Here is a 16,542-nt window from a genome sequence, read left to right on the forward strand (position 1 = left end):
AATGGCGGGCTTTTTCTTTATCCTGATCGCGGACAAGCATTGGAAATGCGCCGATCTGCATTTTCCATAGACATCAGGCTACAGACGTTTGTTCCGCAGCCACCTGATCCAGAATTTCCTGACGCTGCTCTTTGGTCAGATGATCGAAAAACAACACACCGTCCATATGGTCGATTTCGTGCTCAAAACATGTTGCCAGAATACCATCAGCTTCGATCTGGTGTTTCTCGCCCTCAAGATCGGTATAGCTGACAGTAATACGCGCTGGACGTGATACCGAACCCCGATAAGGCCCGACCGAAAGGCAACCTTCATCGTAGCTGCTTTGTTCCTTGGAGGAAGCTAAGATCTCTGGATTGATCGCAATCAGCGGCTTGCGTTCGCCATCCCGGTAATTCACGTCAATGGCCGTGATACGCAGGAGCTTTCCCACCTGAACTGCGGCAATGCCGACGCCACCCGAATTATACATCGTATCAAGCATATCCCGTGCAAAACCGCGAATATCGTCGTCGATGGTTTCGACAGGCAGAGAGACCTCGCGCAAAAACGGATCTGGGATTTTGGTAAGCGGTAATACTGCCATTTCTAATCTCGCAAGTCGTTGATCAGCTATGACTTATCGCAGCATTTTTCCGCAGCCCGGACAATCGCAAATCTATTCTGATGAACCCGACAATTGGCGTCAGACAATGTTCAGCATATGGATCAGGCCCAGACTGATAGCGCCAAGCGCCAGCAGCGACAGAATAGCTGTCAGTGTCACCCGCCCGCCAGCGGAAGCCACAGAGCGCACATCGACGCCCAGACCAAGTGCCGCCATGGAAATGATCGTCAGTGCGGTGGACGCAACCTGAATACCGGGAAGAATGGCTTCGGGGATCAGGTGCAGCGAACGCAGTGCCATCATCACCAGAAAGCCGATGATGAACCACGGAACTAATTGCAGGAAGCCGGGTTTTACTTTCGCGTCCTTGTTGCCAGCCAGCACGGAGAGCGCCAGAATAACAGGGCCGAGCATCAGCACGCGGACGAGCTTGACCAATGTTCCGAGCTGCACGCTGATTGTGGCGATTGGAGCAGTGGCAGCCAAAACCTGCGGCACGGCATAGACCGTCAGCCCGGCAAGAACGCCATATTGCGTGAAAGACAATCCCAGCAACGGCACCAGCAGTGGCAGGAGCAGTACAACGACGACACCCAGAATGGCCGTGAATGCAATGGAAGCTGCAACGTCTTCACTGTCTGCACCAATGACGGGAGCCGTTGCCGCAATCGCCGAGTTACCGCAGATGGAATTGCCACAAGCAACAAGAACAGCCATGCGATGCGGCAGCTTCAGTAACCGTCCAATCCCGTAGCTGAATGTAATGGCCATCACCACAACGCAGGCAATGCCAAATATAAGGCCGGGACCAGCATCGATGACGGCACTTGCACTGATCGAAGCGCCAAGCAACACGACCGCAATCTCCAGCAGAAGTTTCGCGGAAAAGCTGATGCCTTTGGAAAATTGCTTGCCGGGGCGGAAAATGGTTCTGACGGCGGTGCCAATCAGAATTGCCAACACCAGCGCTTCCAGCCAAGCTTTCCCGGTATAATGCTCCTCAATCTTTTCAAGCCCGATCGCCACAGCCGAAACAGCAAGGCTAAGTGCAAGCCCCGGGAGAATGTTCTGAAATTTTGTGGCAGTTGCGGTGGTCATCGGAATCAGCATTCAAATCTTGAGAAATATTTTCCAATGAGATGCGCTAATTCTTCTGTTCATTCCATCGCATAATATGGCACAATTCATTAGATAAAATCGAACGATTTAAGCTATGACACTGGAACAACTGCGTATTTTCATCGAAGTGGCCGAGCGGGAACACCTCACCCGCGCTTCGGAAGCACTTAATCTCACGCCATCGGCGGTGAGTTCAGCTATTCGCACGCTCGAAGAACGCTATGGCGCGATGCTTTTCAATCGCATCGGTCGTCGTATCGAGCTGACAGGCGATGGCCGCATATTTTTAGATGAAGCACGCGCTACGCTGGCCCGTGCACAATCGGCCGAGCGCATGCTTTCAGAACTTGGCGGCGGGAAACGCGGAATTCTCTCGATCCATGCCAGCCAGACTATCGCAAGTTACTGGCTACCGCCTTATCTGGCACGGTTTCATGCGACGCATCCGATGATCGACTTGCGCCTGACGCTCGGGAACACCGAGAGTGTCACGCAGGCCACGCAAGAAGGACTGGCGGATATCGGTCTCGTGGAAGGCGCTGTGCAAGCTCCCGCCCTCACGATGCGCAAGGTTGGAACGGATCAGCTTATCGTTGTCACAGGCCCTGCCCATGAATGGCGCACCGCCGCTAAACTCTCATGGGATACGTTGTTCAGCGGCCAATGGATATTGCGTGAACATGGATCAGGCACTCGCAGCGTGTTTGAAGATGCGATGCGGGTTGCGGGTTACAATCCTGAACGCCTCAAAATAGCTCTGGAACTTCCATCCAACGAAGCGATCTGTTCGGCCGTACTTTCCGGCAACTACGTGACTGCAATTTCGGAACTCGTCGCAGCACCGCATCTTGCAGCAGGCACACTCGTCAAGGCCGATTTTACTCTCCCACAACGCCAGTTTCTGATGCTGTCGCATAATGACCGCTATCAGACAAAGGCGCTTAAATCTTTCGCTGACATGCTGATGAGAGAACCGGACATGTCGCGCACAGGACAACTCTCCGACCGATAACCACTGTACGCTTCTTCCACGGGTATATCCCCGCACATCCCGGCCCACTATGTGCGGATCGGGACCGATCCGCACGTCGATCTGGAGGAGGTAGACATGAGCAGGAATAGAGGCGTTGTGTATATGCGCCCGGGTAAAGTCGAAGTTCGAGATATTGATGATCCGGTGTTGAGCGCTCCCGATGGGCGCAAGCTGGACCACGCCGTCATCCTGAAAGTGATCACCACCAATATTTGCGGCTCAGACCAGCACATGGTGCGTGGTCGTACCACCGCAATGCCCGGCCTTGTGCTCGGCCATGAGATCACCGGCGAAGTGATTGAAAAAGGCAGCGATGTCGAAATGCTCGAAGTTGGCGACATCGTATCCGTACCGTTCAATGTCGCCTGCGGGCGCTGCCGTTGCTGCAAGTCGCAGGACACCGGCGTTTGCCTTACCGTCAATCCATCACGCGCTGGCGGCGCTTATGGCTACGTCGATATGGGCGGCTGGATCGGCGGACAGGCACGCTATGTCATGGTGCCTTATGCCGACTTCAATCTGCTGAAATTCCCGGACCGCGAACAGGCCATTGAGAAAATTCGCGATCTGACCATGCTGTCCGATATTCTGCCCACCGGTTTCCACGGGGCGGTGAAGGCAGGCGTCGGCGTAGGCTCAATCGTCTATGTGGCGGGTGCTGGTCCTGTTGGACTTGCTGCGGCAGCATCTGCTCGCATCTTAGGTGCTGCGGTCGTCATGGTCGGCGACTTCAACAAGGAGCGCTTGGAACACGCCCGCAAGGTCGGTTTCGAGCCGATTGACCTTTCAGCCAGTGATCGCCTTGGCGATATGATTGCCGAAGTCACAGGCAGCAACGAAGTGGACAGCGCCATTGACGCGGTTGGCTTTGAAGCGCGCGGCCATAGCGGTGGCGAACAACCGGCCATCGTTCTCAACCAGATGATGGAAATCACCCGCCCGGCAGGCTCTATTGGTATTCCAGGTCTTTACGTGACCGAAGATCCGGGCGCTGTCGACAGTGCTGCCAAGCAGGGAAGCCTGTCACTGCGCTTTGGTCTCGGCTGGGCAAAGGCACAATCTTTCCATACCGGTCAGACGCCGGTGGTTAAATATAACCGCCAACTCATGCAGGCTATTCTGCATGGTCGTCTGAACATTGCCGATATCGTCAATGCGCAGGTGATTTCATTGGAAGAAGCACCGCAAGGCTATGAAAGCTTTGATCACGGGGTGGCCAAGAAATTCGTGCTCGACCCGCATGGTATGCTGACAAAGGCTGCTTAAATGATTGATGCCGGGAGTTTTGGCTCCCGGCAATCCATTTTAGCGGATGGATTTAACCAGTTCGGGCTGGGTAAAGCAGGTTGGCGCCAGTCCATTCTTTGACTGCCAAAGACCAATCGAACGACGGGTTTTGAAGCCCGGCAGACCATCGGCCTTACCAACATCGTAACCCTGCGCCTGCATACGCTTCTGCATCGCCAGAATGTCGGAGCGATACATGGTGCCGACATTACCCCATTGCGTCTGAAAATCACCCGCGCCATAGGCAATACGGTCGCCAACATGACCGATGAAGAGCGCATAGAGATCGCTCATATTGTAATCTTTGATGACGTAGAAATTCGGCGTCACGATAAAGGCCGGTCCATAACGACCAGCGGGCATGAGCAGAAAGCCCTCGCCGCGCATTTCATTGGCCGGAAACGCCTTGCCATTGGTACGGGTGATACCGAGCTTTGCCCACTCGGCAAATGTCTTGCCCTGGTCTGGCCCTTCCAGGGAACAGGAAATATTCTGAGGCACATTGACTTCATAGCCCCAATCGCGCCCCGACTGCCAGCCGTGGATTTTGAGATAATTGGCAATGGAGCCAAGCGTATCGGGCACCGAATTCCAGATGTCGCGCTTGCCGTCACCATCAAAATCAACGGCATGTTTGAGATAGGATGTCGGCATGAATTGCGGCTGACCCAGCGCACCCGCCCACGAGCTTTTCATCGAACCATTGGAGATGTAACCGCGTGATGTGATCTGGAGTGTTGCAATCAACTCCTTGCGAAACATATCTTTGCGCGTTGCCATGAAGGCCTTAGTGCCAAGCACTTCAAAGGCGTTGTACGGAATTTTGACCGTGCCAAAGCCCGACTCGCGCCCCCAGATTGCCACAACGATGCGGCCCGGCACGCCATATTGCTGCTCGATGCTTTTAAGCAGGCTTGCATTCTGACCAAGGCGCGCTTTGCCGCCGCTTGTGACAGAACCAATCGTTTTGGCATTGAAGTATTTGCCCGGCGCGCCGAACTCCGCCTGTTTCTGCTCTTTCGGCGTTGTTGGCTTTTCGCCCGGAATGACAAGATCAGGCAGCTTCCAGTTGATCGTAACACCTGCAAAAGCCTGCTCAAAAACAGGGCGCGAAACACCTGCCGCCTTTGCTTCGGGCCAGAGGTCTTTTTCAATCCAGTTGCGATACTGGCTCTCAACCTGCGCTTTGGAGGGGGCTGCAAAAGAAGGCGCTGCAGATAGGGACGCAGCCACACAAAGAGCCGTGGTCAGGCCTCGCTTCCAGAATGCAGCCTTCATACACGTCTCCCAAAACAGAATAATTGAAGATTAAAGGGTCGTTCGCGCTCGCAATGCAGCCGCAAGCGTTCCTTCATCGAGGTAATCAAGCTCACCGCCAACAGGAACGCCATGCGCAAGCCGTGTTACACGGACTTCAAAATTAGTCAGCTGATCGGTAATGTAATGCGCTGTCGTCTGGCCTTCGACTGTCGCATTCACCGCGAGAATCACTTCCTTGATGTCGCCCGTTGCAACGCGCTCGACCAGCCCTTTGATGTTGAGATCATCCGGGCCAATGCCATCCAGAGGCGACAAGCGACCGCCCAGCACATGATAGCGCACATTCATGGTGCCTGCGCGTTCAAGCGCCCAGAGGTCTGACACATCTTCCACGACGATCAGCGTCGTAGAATCACGACGAGCATCAGTGCAAATGGTGCAGGGGTCAGAAGTATCGACATTGCCGCAACATGAGCAGATACGCACTTTTTCAGCAGCCTCTTGCATGGCACCGCCAAGCGGCACCAGAAGCGCCTCTTTTTTCTTGATCAAGTGCAACGCCGCACGACGCGCAGAACGCGGCCCCAATCCCGGCACACGGGCCAGAAGCTGGATCAGACGTTCAATTTCGGGACCGGCGATACGTTTGGACATGATTTAAGGCAGTAAGGCAATAGGGGAGTAAGGCAATAGGGAAAATGCAGGCAGCAGGGCTTTTAGCAAATAAAACTTACTGCCCTACTGCCTTATTCACTTACTGCCTTAAAACGGCAGTTTGAAGCCCGGAGGAATTGGCAGACCGGCGGTGAGCGACTGGGTCTTTTCAGCCATTTCAGCTTCGAGCTTCGCCTTGGCATCATTATGAGCTGCAATGATCAGGTCTTCGAGGATTTCGACCTCGTCTTCCTTGGCAAGCGAAGGATCGATGCGAAGAGCCGACAAAGCGCCCTTGCCCGAAAGCGTGACAGTAACCAGACCGCCACCCGAAGAAGCGGTTGCTTCAAGATTGGCAATCTCGTCCTGCATGGCCTTCATCTTGGCCTGCAGTTCCTTTGCCTGTTTCATCATGCCCATCATGTCACGCATGGGTTCACTCCATCATTTTTTGAACGCGCAACTTGCTCCGAAAACCGCTTCGCACTTTTCGGGATGCGCTCTAAAATTCAATCATCGTCAGAAGGCGCGCCGGGCACGTCTTCGACAGTATCAAGGTCTATATCGTCATCATCGCCCTGTTCTGCAACGGCAATGCGGACATCTGTTATCTTCGCACCCGGAAAAGCTGCAAGAATGGCGGCAACATCGGGATCAGCGCGCGCATCGGTCACGAGGTTATCGCGACGCTCGGTTTCAGCTTCTGCAACCGTTTGCCCAGAAACGTCACGCGCAACTGTCACGACCCAGCGAATGCCGGTCCAGTTGTGCAGGCGCTGCGAAATATCGCTTGGCAGCGATTTCGGTGCATCGTCGGTCAGGCCGATCTCAAGCCTTCCGGCAGCGATGGAGGACAGGCGCACGCAGTTCTTGACCAGAATCTTGAACTGCATGTCGCGAAACTTATCAGCCAGCGCAACGATATCATTGAGGCTGTTGATCTGAACCGAAGGCTGTGGTGTGCTATCGACAAACTGCTGTGGAGCAGGCGGTTGAACCGGCTGCGGCTGTGTTTCCACCAGACGCATGGCTGTTGCAGGACCACCCGATGCAGGCATCATGGTTGAGGCGGAAACCGCATCAACACTGCCGCGCGCTTCTGGCTGCGAACCGCCATTTGGCCTTGCGCCGCTTGGAGATTGCGGACGAGTAACCGAAGCAGAACCGTTTTCAAGCCCACGCAGTGCTTCATCAAGCGTTGGCAGATCAGCGGCATGGGCCAGACGGATCAACAGCATTTCTGCGGCCTGCACAGGCCGCGTTGCCGTATCGACTTCGGCAATGCCCTTAAGCAGCATTTGCCATGTCCGAGACAGCACGCGCACCGACAGCTTCTGCGAGAAATCACGACCGCGAACGCGCTCATCTTCCGAGAGCGATACATCTTCCGCCACATCCGGCGTAAACCGCAGACGTGTCACCAGATGATTGAAATCGGCCAGATCAGTTAGTACGACCGATGGGTCGGCTCCGACATCATATTGCGCACGAAATTCGGTCAAAGCGCCAGCAACGTCCCCACGCATGATCATCTCAAAGAGATCGATAATGCGCGCGCGGTCTGCAAGACCGAGCATTGAACGCACGGCTTCCGCCGAAACATGACCCGCGCCATGCGCGATGGCCTGATCGAAAATGGAGAGCGAATCGCGTGCCGACCCCTCACCCGCGCGCGCAATCATCGCAAGCGATGTGTCATCGACTTCGATTGCTTCTGCTTCTGCAATGCGCTTCAGATGTGCAGCCAGCGTACCCGATTCGATGCGACGCAGATCAAAACGCTGACAGCGCGATAGAACCGTGATCGGAACCTTGCGGATTTCGGTGGTGGCGAAGATGAATTTCACATGCGGCGGCGGCTCTTCAAGCGTCTTCAACAAGCCGTTGAAGGCTTGATTGGACAGCATGTGCACTTCGTCGATGATATAGACTTTGTAGCGTGCCGAAACAGGGCGATAGCGCACCTGCTCGATGATTTCGCGAATATCATCGATACCTGTATGCGAAGCCGCATCCATTTCGATCACATCGACATGGCGGCCTTCCATGATCGCCTGACAATGCTCACCCATTACGGAGAGATCAATCGTCGGCTGATCGATAGAATCGGTCTTGTAATTAAGCGCGCGCGCCAGAATACGCGCAGTTGTGGTTTTGCCCACACCGCGAACACCAGTCAGCATCCATGCCTGCGCGATACGACCGGTCTCGAACGCGTTTTTCAGCGTGCGGACCATCGGCTCCTGGCCGATCAGATCATTGAAATTCTGGGGGCGATACTTGCGGGCGAGAACGCGATAAGCGCCAGTTTCGGATTTTGTGTCCATTGCGACCCTTCCGTTCCCTGTTCGCTTGTTCCGATCAACAAACTCTAAACAGTTTGGACCAGAGACGAAAGTGACTTCGACGCTGGCTTATCAACCATCAACAGCCATAATCGTCATGAAAGAAAGGTGGGAGGCTGGCACGATGACCCGTGCCGTGCTCGTTGGGGCTGCTTCCTTCCGGACCTGACCCGGTTGGCGAGTGGCTCGTCCACCACCAACCTCCCACGCTGCATATCGTCAATTATGAAGCAAAAAGCAAGAAGGGCATGGCGCAAAAAACAAGCGCAGAGACGAAAAAACTGATAAGAATTCTATTATGGAACAGTTTGAACTCGATAAACGGCTTTCCGCCGACACTTTTTCAGTGGTCCCGCTCGGCCTTTGCGAGCTGCGGCTCATGAATGACAAGCGCTGGACATGGCTTATCCTCGTTCCGCGCCGTGGCTCTTTGAGCGAAATTCACGACATGACGCCGCTTGATCAGACCATGCTGACCTTTGAAACCGGCATTGTTGCGCAGGCGGTCAAGAAAATGACCAATTGCGAGAAAATCAATAGCGGCGCGCTTGGCAATATCGTACGCCAGCTGCACATCCATGTCATTGCACGCAATGAAGGTGATGCAGGCTGGCCCGGCCCCGTCTGGGGGCACGGCACCCGCGAACCCTATAGCGATGTTGACGCACAAAAGCTGATTGAAGAAATCCGCGAAGCACTCTGATTCCCTCCCAAACATTTTCCCGAGAACATCATGGCTTTTCGCCTTTACGACCTGCCGGAAACAGAACCGAGCCGTCTTGTCGGCTTTGCAGGCAACCGCATAGACCGCCTTTCCGAAAAGCGACAGGACGATTCCGCTTTTACAGCGCTGGAGTTGCCTGAAACGCGCGTAATGGTTTTAGGTGGCAATAAGCTTCTACTTGATTATACGCAAGAAAACGCGCCCCGCGCCCTGTTCTCACTTGAACAAGCACAGGCATTTTCGCCTGATCTCAATGAGCCGGTACTGCTTGGATTGCAAGATGGCGCACCGATTGTGGCACTCATGGCACCGCTCGATCCGGATGCTCTTGCAGAGCCATTTCGGGCGCAGGACTATCGCAGCATCTACATGGAAGGGCTCGTACCTGCAGATATCGTCGGTGCTTTGGCACAAGCCGCAGCACTGACCGCATGGCACAGCAACCACCGTTTTTGCGGGCGTTGCGGCACAAAAAGCGAAATGCGTGCCGGTGGTGGCAAACGTGTGTGCCCGAATTGCGGTGCCGAGCATTTTCCGCGCACTGATCCCGTTGCGATCATGCTGCCTGTTCGCGGTGAGAAATGTATTCTCGCACGCAGCCCACATTTTACCGCAGGATCTTACTCTTGCCTTGCTGGCTTTATCGAGCATGGCGAGACAATCGAAGCTGCAGTGCGTCGTGAGAGCTTTGAGGAAATGGGGCTCAAAATCGGCCGCGTCGCTTATCATGCGAGCCAGCCATGGCCATTTCCCTATTCGCTGATGATCGGCTGTCATGCCGAAGTACTGTCTGACGACTTCACTATTGATCGTTCAGAACTGGAAGACGGTCGCTGGTTCGACAAGGTGGAAGTGCGTGCCATGCTTGCAGGTACACATGAAAATGGGCTGCGTGTACCGGCATCCGGTGCCATCGCAACCCACCTGATCAAGGCCTGGGCGAGTAGTTAACTATTCAGCCGCCAACAACTGCGTGCCGCGCGTATCAGCCCCTTTATAGACGCCGAGAATGCGCACTTCCTTGGTGAAGAAGCGCAATTCTTCCAATGCGAGCTGAAGGTTCTGGTCTTCCGGATGGCCTTCGACATCAGCATAGAACTGCGTCGCGATGAAACGGCCACCGATCTGATAGCTTTCCAGCTTGGTCATGTTGATGCCGTTGGTAGCAAAGCCACCGAGCGCCTTATAAAGCGCGGCTGGCACGTTGCGAACACGGAAGACAAAAGTTGTGACGATGCGCTCGCCGTTTTCTGGACGTGGCTCCCATTTTTTGTTCTTGGACAGAACGACGAAGCGGGTCACGTTGTCTTCCGAATCCTCAACATTCTCCTCGAGAATATCAAGACCGTAGAGCTCAGCCGCAAGACTTGGCGCAAGCGCCGCCATTGAGCGATCTTTCATGTCAGCAACGAGGCGTGCAGCGCCCGCCGTATCGCCTGCAATCACTGGCTTCCAGCCATTGCTACGAATGACATTGCGGCACTGACCGAGCGCATGAATATGGCTGTGAACAGTCTTGATTTCTTCGCGCTTGACGCCCGGAAGCACCATAAGCTGGAAGTGGATCGGCAGGAAATATTCACCAACGATATGCATATCAGCAAGCGGCAGCAGATAGTGAATATCGGCAACGCGGCCTGCGAGCGTGTTTTCGATTGGGATCATGGCAAGATCCGCAACACCGCTTTCGACCGCATTAAAGGCATCCTCAAAAGTCGGGCACGGCAAAGGCTCCATATCGGGAAACATGTTGCGGCAAGCCGTATCGGAATTGGCGCCCGCTTCACCCTGAAAGGAAATCCGGTTGGTCTTCATCGTGTCCGTACTTTCTGAAATGTTTCGCAACAATCGAAACTTACTTATCACAAACCCTTTGCGATAATTTCCCGTGCCCGGTCAAGATCAGCTTGCGTATCAACGCCAAGCGGAACGGTCCGGACAATCTCGGCTTCAATGCGCATACCATCTTCAAGTGCGCGCAATTGCTCAAGTTTTTCGCGCTTTTCGAGCGGCGAAGGACCGATCTTCACAAAACGCTCCAGCGCCGCACGGCGATAGGCATAAAGACCGATGTGATGATAAAGCGGACCATCACCATAAGGGGCGGTGGCGCGCGTGAAGTAGAGCGCGCGCAGGCGTTCGCCATCATTCATCGGCGAACCAACGATCTTGACCACATTGGGATTGATCTTTTCTTCATCCACGGTGATCTCGACGCCAAGCGTTGCGATATCGGCAGGTCCATCGACCAGCGGCAATAATGCACGGCGGATTGTTTCAGGGTCGATTGTCGGCAGATCACCCTGCACATTGACGATCGCCTCCATCTCGCCATTCGGATCGACTTTCTGCAGCGCCTCATAAATGCGGTCCGAGCCCGACTCATGATCGCTGCGCGTCATAATGACCTCATGACCATGTGCCTGAACGGCTGCAAAAATCTCTTCGCTGTCAGTCGCCACGACAGTACGACCGAGCTTGGCTGCCGCAGCACGGTCGGCCACATGCACGATCATCGGCTTGCCGCAAATGTCCGCGAGAGGCTTGTTTGGCAGGCGTGTGGAGGCCATTCGCGCCGGAATGAGTGTCAGTGTTTTCAAAGTCTGAAGCATGATCGCCTCTTGGTGTTTAATGTGGCCGTAAAAGGTCTGATGTTGCTTCCTGGCGACCTTTATCTGCATAGCAAATGCAGCAAAAGTGTCAAAAAGTCACGGGGGTAGCACCCCTTATAGGTGTTGCACCCCCCCTGTAAAAGACCTAGTTTCCGCCCAATGCCGGGGAGAGACTTGCTAGCCTTTTACACAGGTTCTGCATGCCGGCTTTGGAGGCGTTGAGTAGAGGGAGCGCTGACCGGCGATGAATTCAACCCGGACTAATAAGTTTATCATGGCTTTTCTGGCAACGGTTTTCGTTGTCATGACAACGGGCATTCTGTCCGATACGCTGTTTCATGCACCCGCACCTGAAAAGCCAGGTTTCATAATCGAGGCGGCAGAAGCTTCGACTGGTGGTGAAGCTGCACCTGCCAAGGAAGAAGTGTCGATTGCAACTTTGCTGCAATCCGCTGATCCTGCACGCGGCGAAACCGTCTTCAAGCGTTGCGCGGCATGTCATACCGGTGAAAAGGGTGGCGCCAACAAGGTTGGACCACATCTTTGGGATGTGCTGGACCGTCCGGCTGCCTCTGTTGAAGGTTTCGGCTATTCGGCTGCGATGAAAGAATTTGGTGCTGCTGGCAACAAGTGGGATTACGAACATCTCAACAAGTTCCTCACCTCGCCAAAGGGCTTCATCAAGGGCACAGCCATGGGCTTTGCTGGCGATAAGAAGGACAATGAGCGCGCCGATCTGATTGCTTATCTGCGCACGCTTTCCGACAATCCTGCCCCGCTTCCGACTGCCGATGCAGCGCCTGCGGAAGGTGGCGAAGCAAAACCTGAAGGCGCGGCGCCTGCAGGTGAAGCTGAAAAGCCTGCAGAACAGGCTCCAGCGGGCGGCGGTGAAGCACCTGCGCCGGCACAGCCTGCGCCAGCGAACTAAGCTGATTGAAATATCGAGAAAAAGCCGGGTTTCGACCCGGCTTTTTTATTGCCTGCATGTTTTTTCAACTTGTGCCTTTCTTCCTCCGCAAAAACCCATAAAAATCGCTCCCAAAATATCCGAAGCAGAAACGGAGATGCTGGATGAGAGGTTTTTGGGCGGGAGCGTTCGCAGTAGCCATGCTGGCGAGCACGGTATCGTTTGGTCATGCCACGGATGCCGAGCCTCAATGGAGATATGCTTCCAGCCTTATCGGCGAGCCCAAATATCAGGCAGACTTCAAACACTACGACTATGTGAACCCTGATGCGCCGAAAGGCGGCTCACTCAATCAAGTGGCAGTCGGCACATTTGATAGCCTCAATCCGTTTGTGGTTCAGGGCGTGCCCGCAGCAGGACTCGCCGATTTTGGCGGCGGAATGCTTTACGATACACTGATGACGGACTCGCTGGATCAAGGATCGACACAGTATCCGCTGATTGCCGAGGCTTTGCAGTATCCCGATGATTTTTCCTGGGTGAAGTTCAAACTCAATCCCAACGCCAAATGGCATGATGGTGAACCGATCACTGTCGATGACATCATCTGGTCTTTCGATATCCTCAAGAAGCAGTCGCCGCTTTACAACAAATATTATAGCGATGTGGAAAAAGCCGAAAAGACCGGTGACCATGAGGTGAAATTCACCTTCTCGCAGACCGGCAATCGCGAGTTGCCACAGATTGTTGGTCAGCTTGCCATTCTGCCAAAGCATTGGTGGGAAGGTAAAGATGCGCAGGGCAAGCAGCGCGATATCAGCCGCCCCACATTGGAAATTCCGCTCGGCTCCGCCGCTTACAAGATCAAGAGTGTCGTGCCCGGCCGCTCCATCATCTGGGAACGTGTAGCCGATTATTGGGGCAAAGACTTGCCTGTAAATGTCGGACGCAACAATTTCGATGAAGTGCGCTACGAATATTACTTCAACGAAGATGCGACATGGGAAGCCTTCAAGAAGGGCGGTCAGTACGATTACCGCAATGAGAATCGCGCACAGCGTTGGGCCGAGCAGTATAATTTCCCGGCGGTGCAACGTGGCGATGTTGTAAAAAAATCATTCCCGTTCAATGCGGTCGGTCGAATGCAGGGGTATTTTCTGAATACCCGCAAGGATAAGTTCAAAGACCCGAAAGTACGTGAAGCACTGACCTATGCTTTCGATTTTGAATCGATGAACCGCCTTCTGTTCTTCAATCAGTACACACGCATCAACAGCTATTTTGCTGGTAACGAACTGCAGCTGAGCGGAGCGCCAACGCCGGAAGAAACGGCAATTCTTGAAACCGTAAAGGACGCGCTACCGGCCGAGGCTCTGACCGAAGAGTTCAAGCTTCCGGTTTACGATACGCCACAGGCAACACGCGATAATCTGCGCAAGGCGTTGCAGCTTTTTGGCGAAGCTGGCTGGAAATTGCAGGGCAACAAGCTTGTTGATGCCAAAGGCAATCAGTTCACGATTGAATTTCTGGGTAAAGACCCAACCGACGAACGCATCTATAATCCGTTTGCAGCAAGCCTGCGCAAGATCGGTATTAACGCGACGGTCCGCATCGTCGATACCGCGCAGTATCAAGCCCGCGTTAATGATTTTGATTACGACGTAATCACCTCCGTCACCGCACAGACCGCCTCGCCAGGCAACGAGCAGCGCGATATGTGGGGTTCGAAAGCCGCGGACTTCAAAGGTAGCCGCAACTATGCGGGCATCAAGAATCCGGCCATCGACAAACTGATCGACCGAATCATCTATGCGAAGGATCGCGAGGAGTTGGTCGCTGCATCTCATGCCCTCGACCGCGCATTGCTGTGGAATTATTACGTCATTCCGCAATGGTATTCCGACCACATCAACGTGGCCTACTGGAACAAATTCGGTATGCCGGAAGAGCAGCCTGAATATATGGGGATTGACCCATTTTCCTGGTGGATAGACCCTGCGAAGGAAACCAAGATCAAGACTGGCACTGAATAAGGACGGCGAAAATGACCATCCTACTTATGGACCGTCGCCATTTTCTAGGTCTTTCAGGCAGTGCCGCCATTGCGGCCTGCCTTCCAGAAATGGCCTTTGCCAAATTGCCAACCCAAAAAGCATTGCATGGATTATCGGCATTTGGCGAACTCAAATATCCGGCAGATTTTACGCATTTCGACTATGTGAATCCCGATGCGCCAAAGGGCGGAACATTCACTCTGGCACCGAACACATGGTTCTGGAACCAGAACACACAGACCTTCAACACGCTCAACACTCTGACGTTTAAAGGCGATGCGCCGCCGCGCATGGAACTCACTTTCGACAGCCTGATGGCCTCAGCACTCGATGAACCTGATTCCATGTATGGTCTGCTGGCGAAGAGCGTAACTCTGTCTGAAGACCGCCGGTCTTTCCTGTTTGATCTTCGTAAAGAAGCACGCTTTCACGACGGCTCACCCATTGAAGCGAAGGACGTGGTCTTCAGCTATGTGACGGTCAAGGAAAAGGGGCATCCGCTCCTTCGACAATCGCTGGCGGCTATTGAAAAAGTGGATGCGGTCGGAACGTATCAGGTGCGTTTGCGCCTTGCAGAAGGTCGAAATCCGCAGGCAGTTCTTGATTCTCTTGAACTCCCTATCCTTTCTGCAAACTGGTTCAAAGATCGCAATTTTGATTCGGCCAGCATGGAAGCCGTTCTTGGATCTGGCGCTTACCGGGTCGGAAAAGTGTCTGCTGGGCAGGCAATCGAATATGAGCGTGTAGAGGATTATTGGGCGAAAGATTTGCCCGTAAGGCGCGGCACCAGCAATTTTGATCGCATTCGGATTGAGTTCTATCAGGATCGCCAGCCGGAGTTTGAAGCCTTCAAGAAAGGTGCCATAGACTTTCGCGAAGAGAATGTCGCAAAGAACTGGGCGACGACCTATGACTTCCCCGCCGTTCAGCAGAAAAAAGTCATCAAGCGCACTTTTCCGAGAGAGAAGCGTCCACTGATGCAGGCATGGGCGCTCAACCAGCGCCGCGAACGTTTCCGCGATCCGCTCATACGTGAAGCCATCAATCTTTGCTTTGACTTCGAGTGGACCAACGCAAACCTGTTCTACAATACCTATGAGCGCTCGCAATCATGCTTCAACGGCTCGGATTTCGAGGCGACGGGAGCGCCGGGATCAGACGAGTTGAAGATCCTCGAACGCTACCGTGACAAGCTTCCGCAGGAGATTTTTGCGGAAGTTCCGGTCATGCCGGTTTCCGACGGCACCGGACGAGATCGCAAACTTTTCTCGCGTGCCGTTGATCTGATGCAGCAGGCAGGTTTTGAACGCAAGAACGGTCAGTTCCATGACAAGAGCGGGACGAAATTCTCGCTGGAAATTCTCAGCAACTCAGATGCCTTTGGACGCATTTACAATCCCTTTGTACAGAAGCTGAGGGCAATTGGCATTGATGCGAGCCAACGATTGGTCGATGCCAGCCAGTATCAGGCAAGGTTGCAGAATTTTGATTTCGATATGGTCGGCATGGCGATCCAGTTCAGCGCGACGCCAACCAAGGATTCGCTAGCGAGCATGTTCGGATCAGAATCGGCAAAAACACCGGGCACTTATAACTTTCCGGGCACGTCTGATCCCATTATCGACGCATTGATCGAGGATGTGGGCAAGGTTTCCACGCGCGATGACCTGGTCGCAACGATCCGGGTGCTTGATCGGTACTTGCGTATCCGGCGCGAGTGGATTCCAAATTGGACTGTAGCGAATCACCTGGCGGCCTATTGGGACCGTTTTGGTTTCAAGGAGCCAAAGCCCGATTATGGCTTCCCGGTTGAAACGCTTTGGTGGATTAAAACATAACCCCAGAAGGGGACCCGTTTTCGGGCAAGATCATGATCTTGAAAAACAAAAGGGCAAAAGCTGTTGGCAAGCCATAAGAGCAACCTGAATTTCCGGAGCCGT

Annotated in this window: 15 protein-coding genes and 1 other RNA gene; 7 read left to right on the forward strand and 9 right to left on the reverse strand. The window is 53.9% G+C overall.

The genetic code is table 11. The annotated features are described in order from the left end of the window. Nucleotides 1-73 precede the first annotated feature (73 nt). Together def and RT142_RS04405 are read right to left on the reverse strand one after the other, a co-directional pair. Nucleotides 74-586, reverse strand: a complete 513-nt coding sequence (def, locus tag RT142_RS04400; protein ID WP_112804561.1) for a peptide deformylase — start codon at nucleotides 584-586, stop codon at nucleotides 74-76. Nucleotides 587-685: 99 nt separating this feature from the next. After that, a complete protein-coding gene (locus RT142_RS04405; RefSeq protein ID WP_112804725.1) occupies nucleotides 686-1,705 on the reverse strand; it encodes a YeiH family protein in 1,020 nt (339 codons plus the stop codon). A 115-nt stretch (nucleotides 1,706-1,820) separates the two neighbouring features. Between RT142_RS04405 and RT142_RS04410 the strand changes: the two genes are divergently transcribed. Further along, complete coding sequence (locus RT142_RS04410; protein ID WP_313027603.1) at nucleotides 1,821-2,738, forward strand: LysR family transcriptional regulator; 918 nt, start codon at nucleotides 1,821-1,823, stop codon at nucleotides 2,736-2,738. A 96-nt stretch (nucleotides 2,739-2,834) separates the two neighbouring features. Then, nucleotides 2,835-4,025 (forward strand): formaldehyde dehydrogenase, glutathione-independent, encoded by a 1,191-nt coding sequence (gene fdhA, locus RT142_RS04415; RefSeq protein ID WP_007872961.1) that lies wholly within the window; start codon nucleotides 2,835-2,837, stop codon nucleotides 4,023-4,025. 39 nt (nucleotides 4,026-4,064) lie between these two features. On the opposite strand, the gene RT142_RS04420 is transcribed toward fdhA, so the two are convergent. The 5 genes from RT142_RS04420 to ffs all read right to left on the reverse strand — a co-directional run bounded on the left by RT142_RS04420 (nucleotide 4,065) and on the right by ffs (nucleotide 8,510). Further along, complete coding sequence (locus RT142_RS04420) at nucleotides 4,065-5,324, reverse strand: lytic murein transglycosylase (protein WP_313027607.1); 1,260 nt, start codon at nucleotides 5,322-5,324, stop codon at nucleotides 4,065-4,067. 30 nt (nucleotides 5,325-5,354) lie between these two features. After that, nucleotides 5,355-5,960: a recombination mediator RecR gene (gene recR, locus RT142_RS04425; protein WP_079211338.1), complete on the reverse strand. Its 606-nt coding sequence runs from the start codon at nucleotides 5,958-5,960 to the stop codon at nucleotides 5,355-5,357. 108 nt (nucleotides 5,961-6,068) lie between these two features. Next, nucleotides 6,069-6,392 carry a YbaB/EbfC family nucleoid-associated protein gene (locus RT142_RS04430; protein ID WP_079211337.1) on the reverse strand — a complete coding sequence of 108 codons (324 nt, stop codon included), beginning with the start codon at nucleotides 6,390-6,392 and terminating at the stop codon, nucleotides 6,069-6,071. Nucleotides 6,393-6,469: 77 nt separating this feature from the next. After that, entirely contained in the window at nucleotides 6,470-8,287 is a 1,818-nt protein-coding gene (locus tag RT142_RS04435; RefSeq protein ID WP_313027613.1) for a DNA polymerase III subunit gamma/tau, read from the reverse strand. A gap of 126 nt (nucleotides 8,288-8,413) precedes the next feature. Next, nucleotides 8,414-8,510, reverse strand: an RNA gene (gene ffs / locus RT142_RS04440) — signal recognition particle sRNA small type. A gap of 93 nt (nucleotides 8,511-8,603) precedes the next feature. Here ffs and RT142_RS04445 point away from each other — a divergent pair. Beyond that, nucleotides 8,604-9,008: an HIT family protein gene (locus RT142_RS04445; RefSeq protein WP_313027615.1), complete on the forward strand. Its 405-nt coding sequence runs from the start codon at nucleotides 8,604-8,606 to the stop codon at nucleotides 9,006-9,008. Between the two features lie 30 nt (nucleotides 9,009-9,038). Beyond that, entirely contained in the window at nucleotides 9,039-9,980 is a 942-nt protein-coding gene (gene nudC, locus RT142_RS04450; protein WP_079211335.1) for an NAD(+) diphosphatase, read from the forward strand. On the opposite strand, the gene RT142_RS04455 is transcribed toward nudC, so the two are convergent. Next, nucleotides 9,981-10,844, reverse strand: coding sequence for a prephenate dehydratase (locus RT142_RS04455; RefSeq protein ID WP_007872946.1), 864 nt, complete (start codon nucleotides 10,842-10,844; stop codon nucleotides 9,981-9,983). A 47-nt stretch (nucleotides 10,845-10,891) separates the two neighbouring features. Further along, a complete protein-coding gene (locus tag RT142_RS04460) occupies nucleotides 10,892-11,641 on the reverse strand; it encodes a 3-deoxy-manno-octulosonate cytidylyltransferase (protein ID WP_079211334.1) in 750 nt (249 codons plus the stop codon). Between the two features lie 244 nt (nucleotides 11,642-11,885). On the opposite strand from RT142_RS04460, the gene RT142_RS04465 reads away from it, so the two are divergent. The 3 genes from RT142_RS04465 to RT142_RS04475 all read left to right on the forward strand — a co-directional run bounded on the left by RT142_RS04465 (nucleotide 11,886) and on the right by RT142_RS04475 (nucleotide 16,440). Continuing rightward, the gene (locus RT142_RS04465; RefSeq protein WP_007872941.1) at nucleotides 11,886-12,569 is read left to right on the forward strand and encodes a c-type cytochrome; all 684 of its coding nucleotides are present in this window, start codon (nucleotides 11,886-11,888) and stop codon (nucleotides 12,567-12,569) included. 143 nt (nucleotides 12,570-12,712) lie between these two features. Continuing rightward, nucleotides 12,713-14,581 (forward strand): extracellular solute-binding protein, encoded by a 1,869-nt coding sequence (locus RT142_RS04470; RefSeq protein WP_313027620.1) that lies wholly within the window; start codon nucleotides 12,713-12,715, stop codon nucleotides 14,579-14,581. 11 nt (nucleotides 14,582-14,592) lie between these two features. Continuing rightward, on the forward strand, nucleotides 14,593-16,440 hold the full coding sequence (locus tag RT142_RS04475; RefSeq protein ID WP_112804557.1) for an extracellular solute-binding protein: 1,848 nt from the start codon (nucleotides 14,593-14,595) through the stop codon (nucleotides 16,438-16,440). The last annotated feature ends 102 nt before the right edge of the window (nucleotides 16,441-16,542 follow it).

Source organism: Brucella sp., assembly GCF_032066345.1.
GTDB lineage: Bacteria > Pseudomonadota > Alphaproteobacteria > Rhizobiales > Rhizobiaceae > Brucella > Brucella pseudogrignonensis.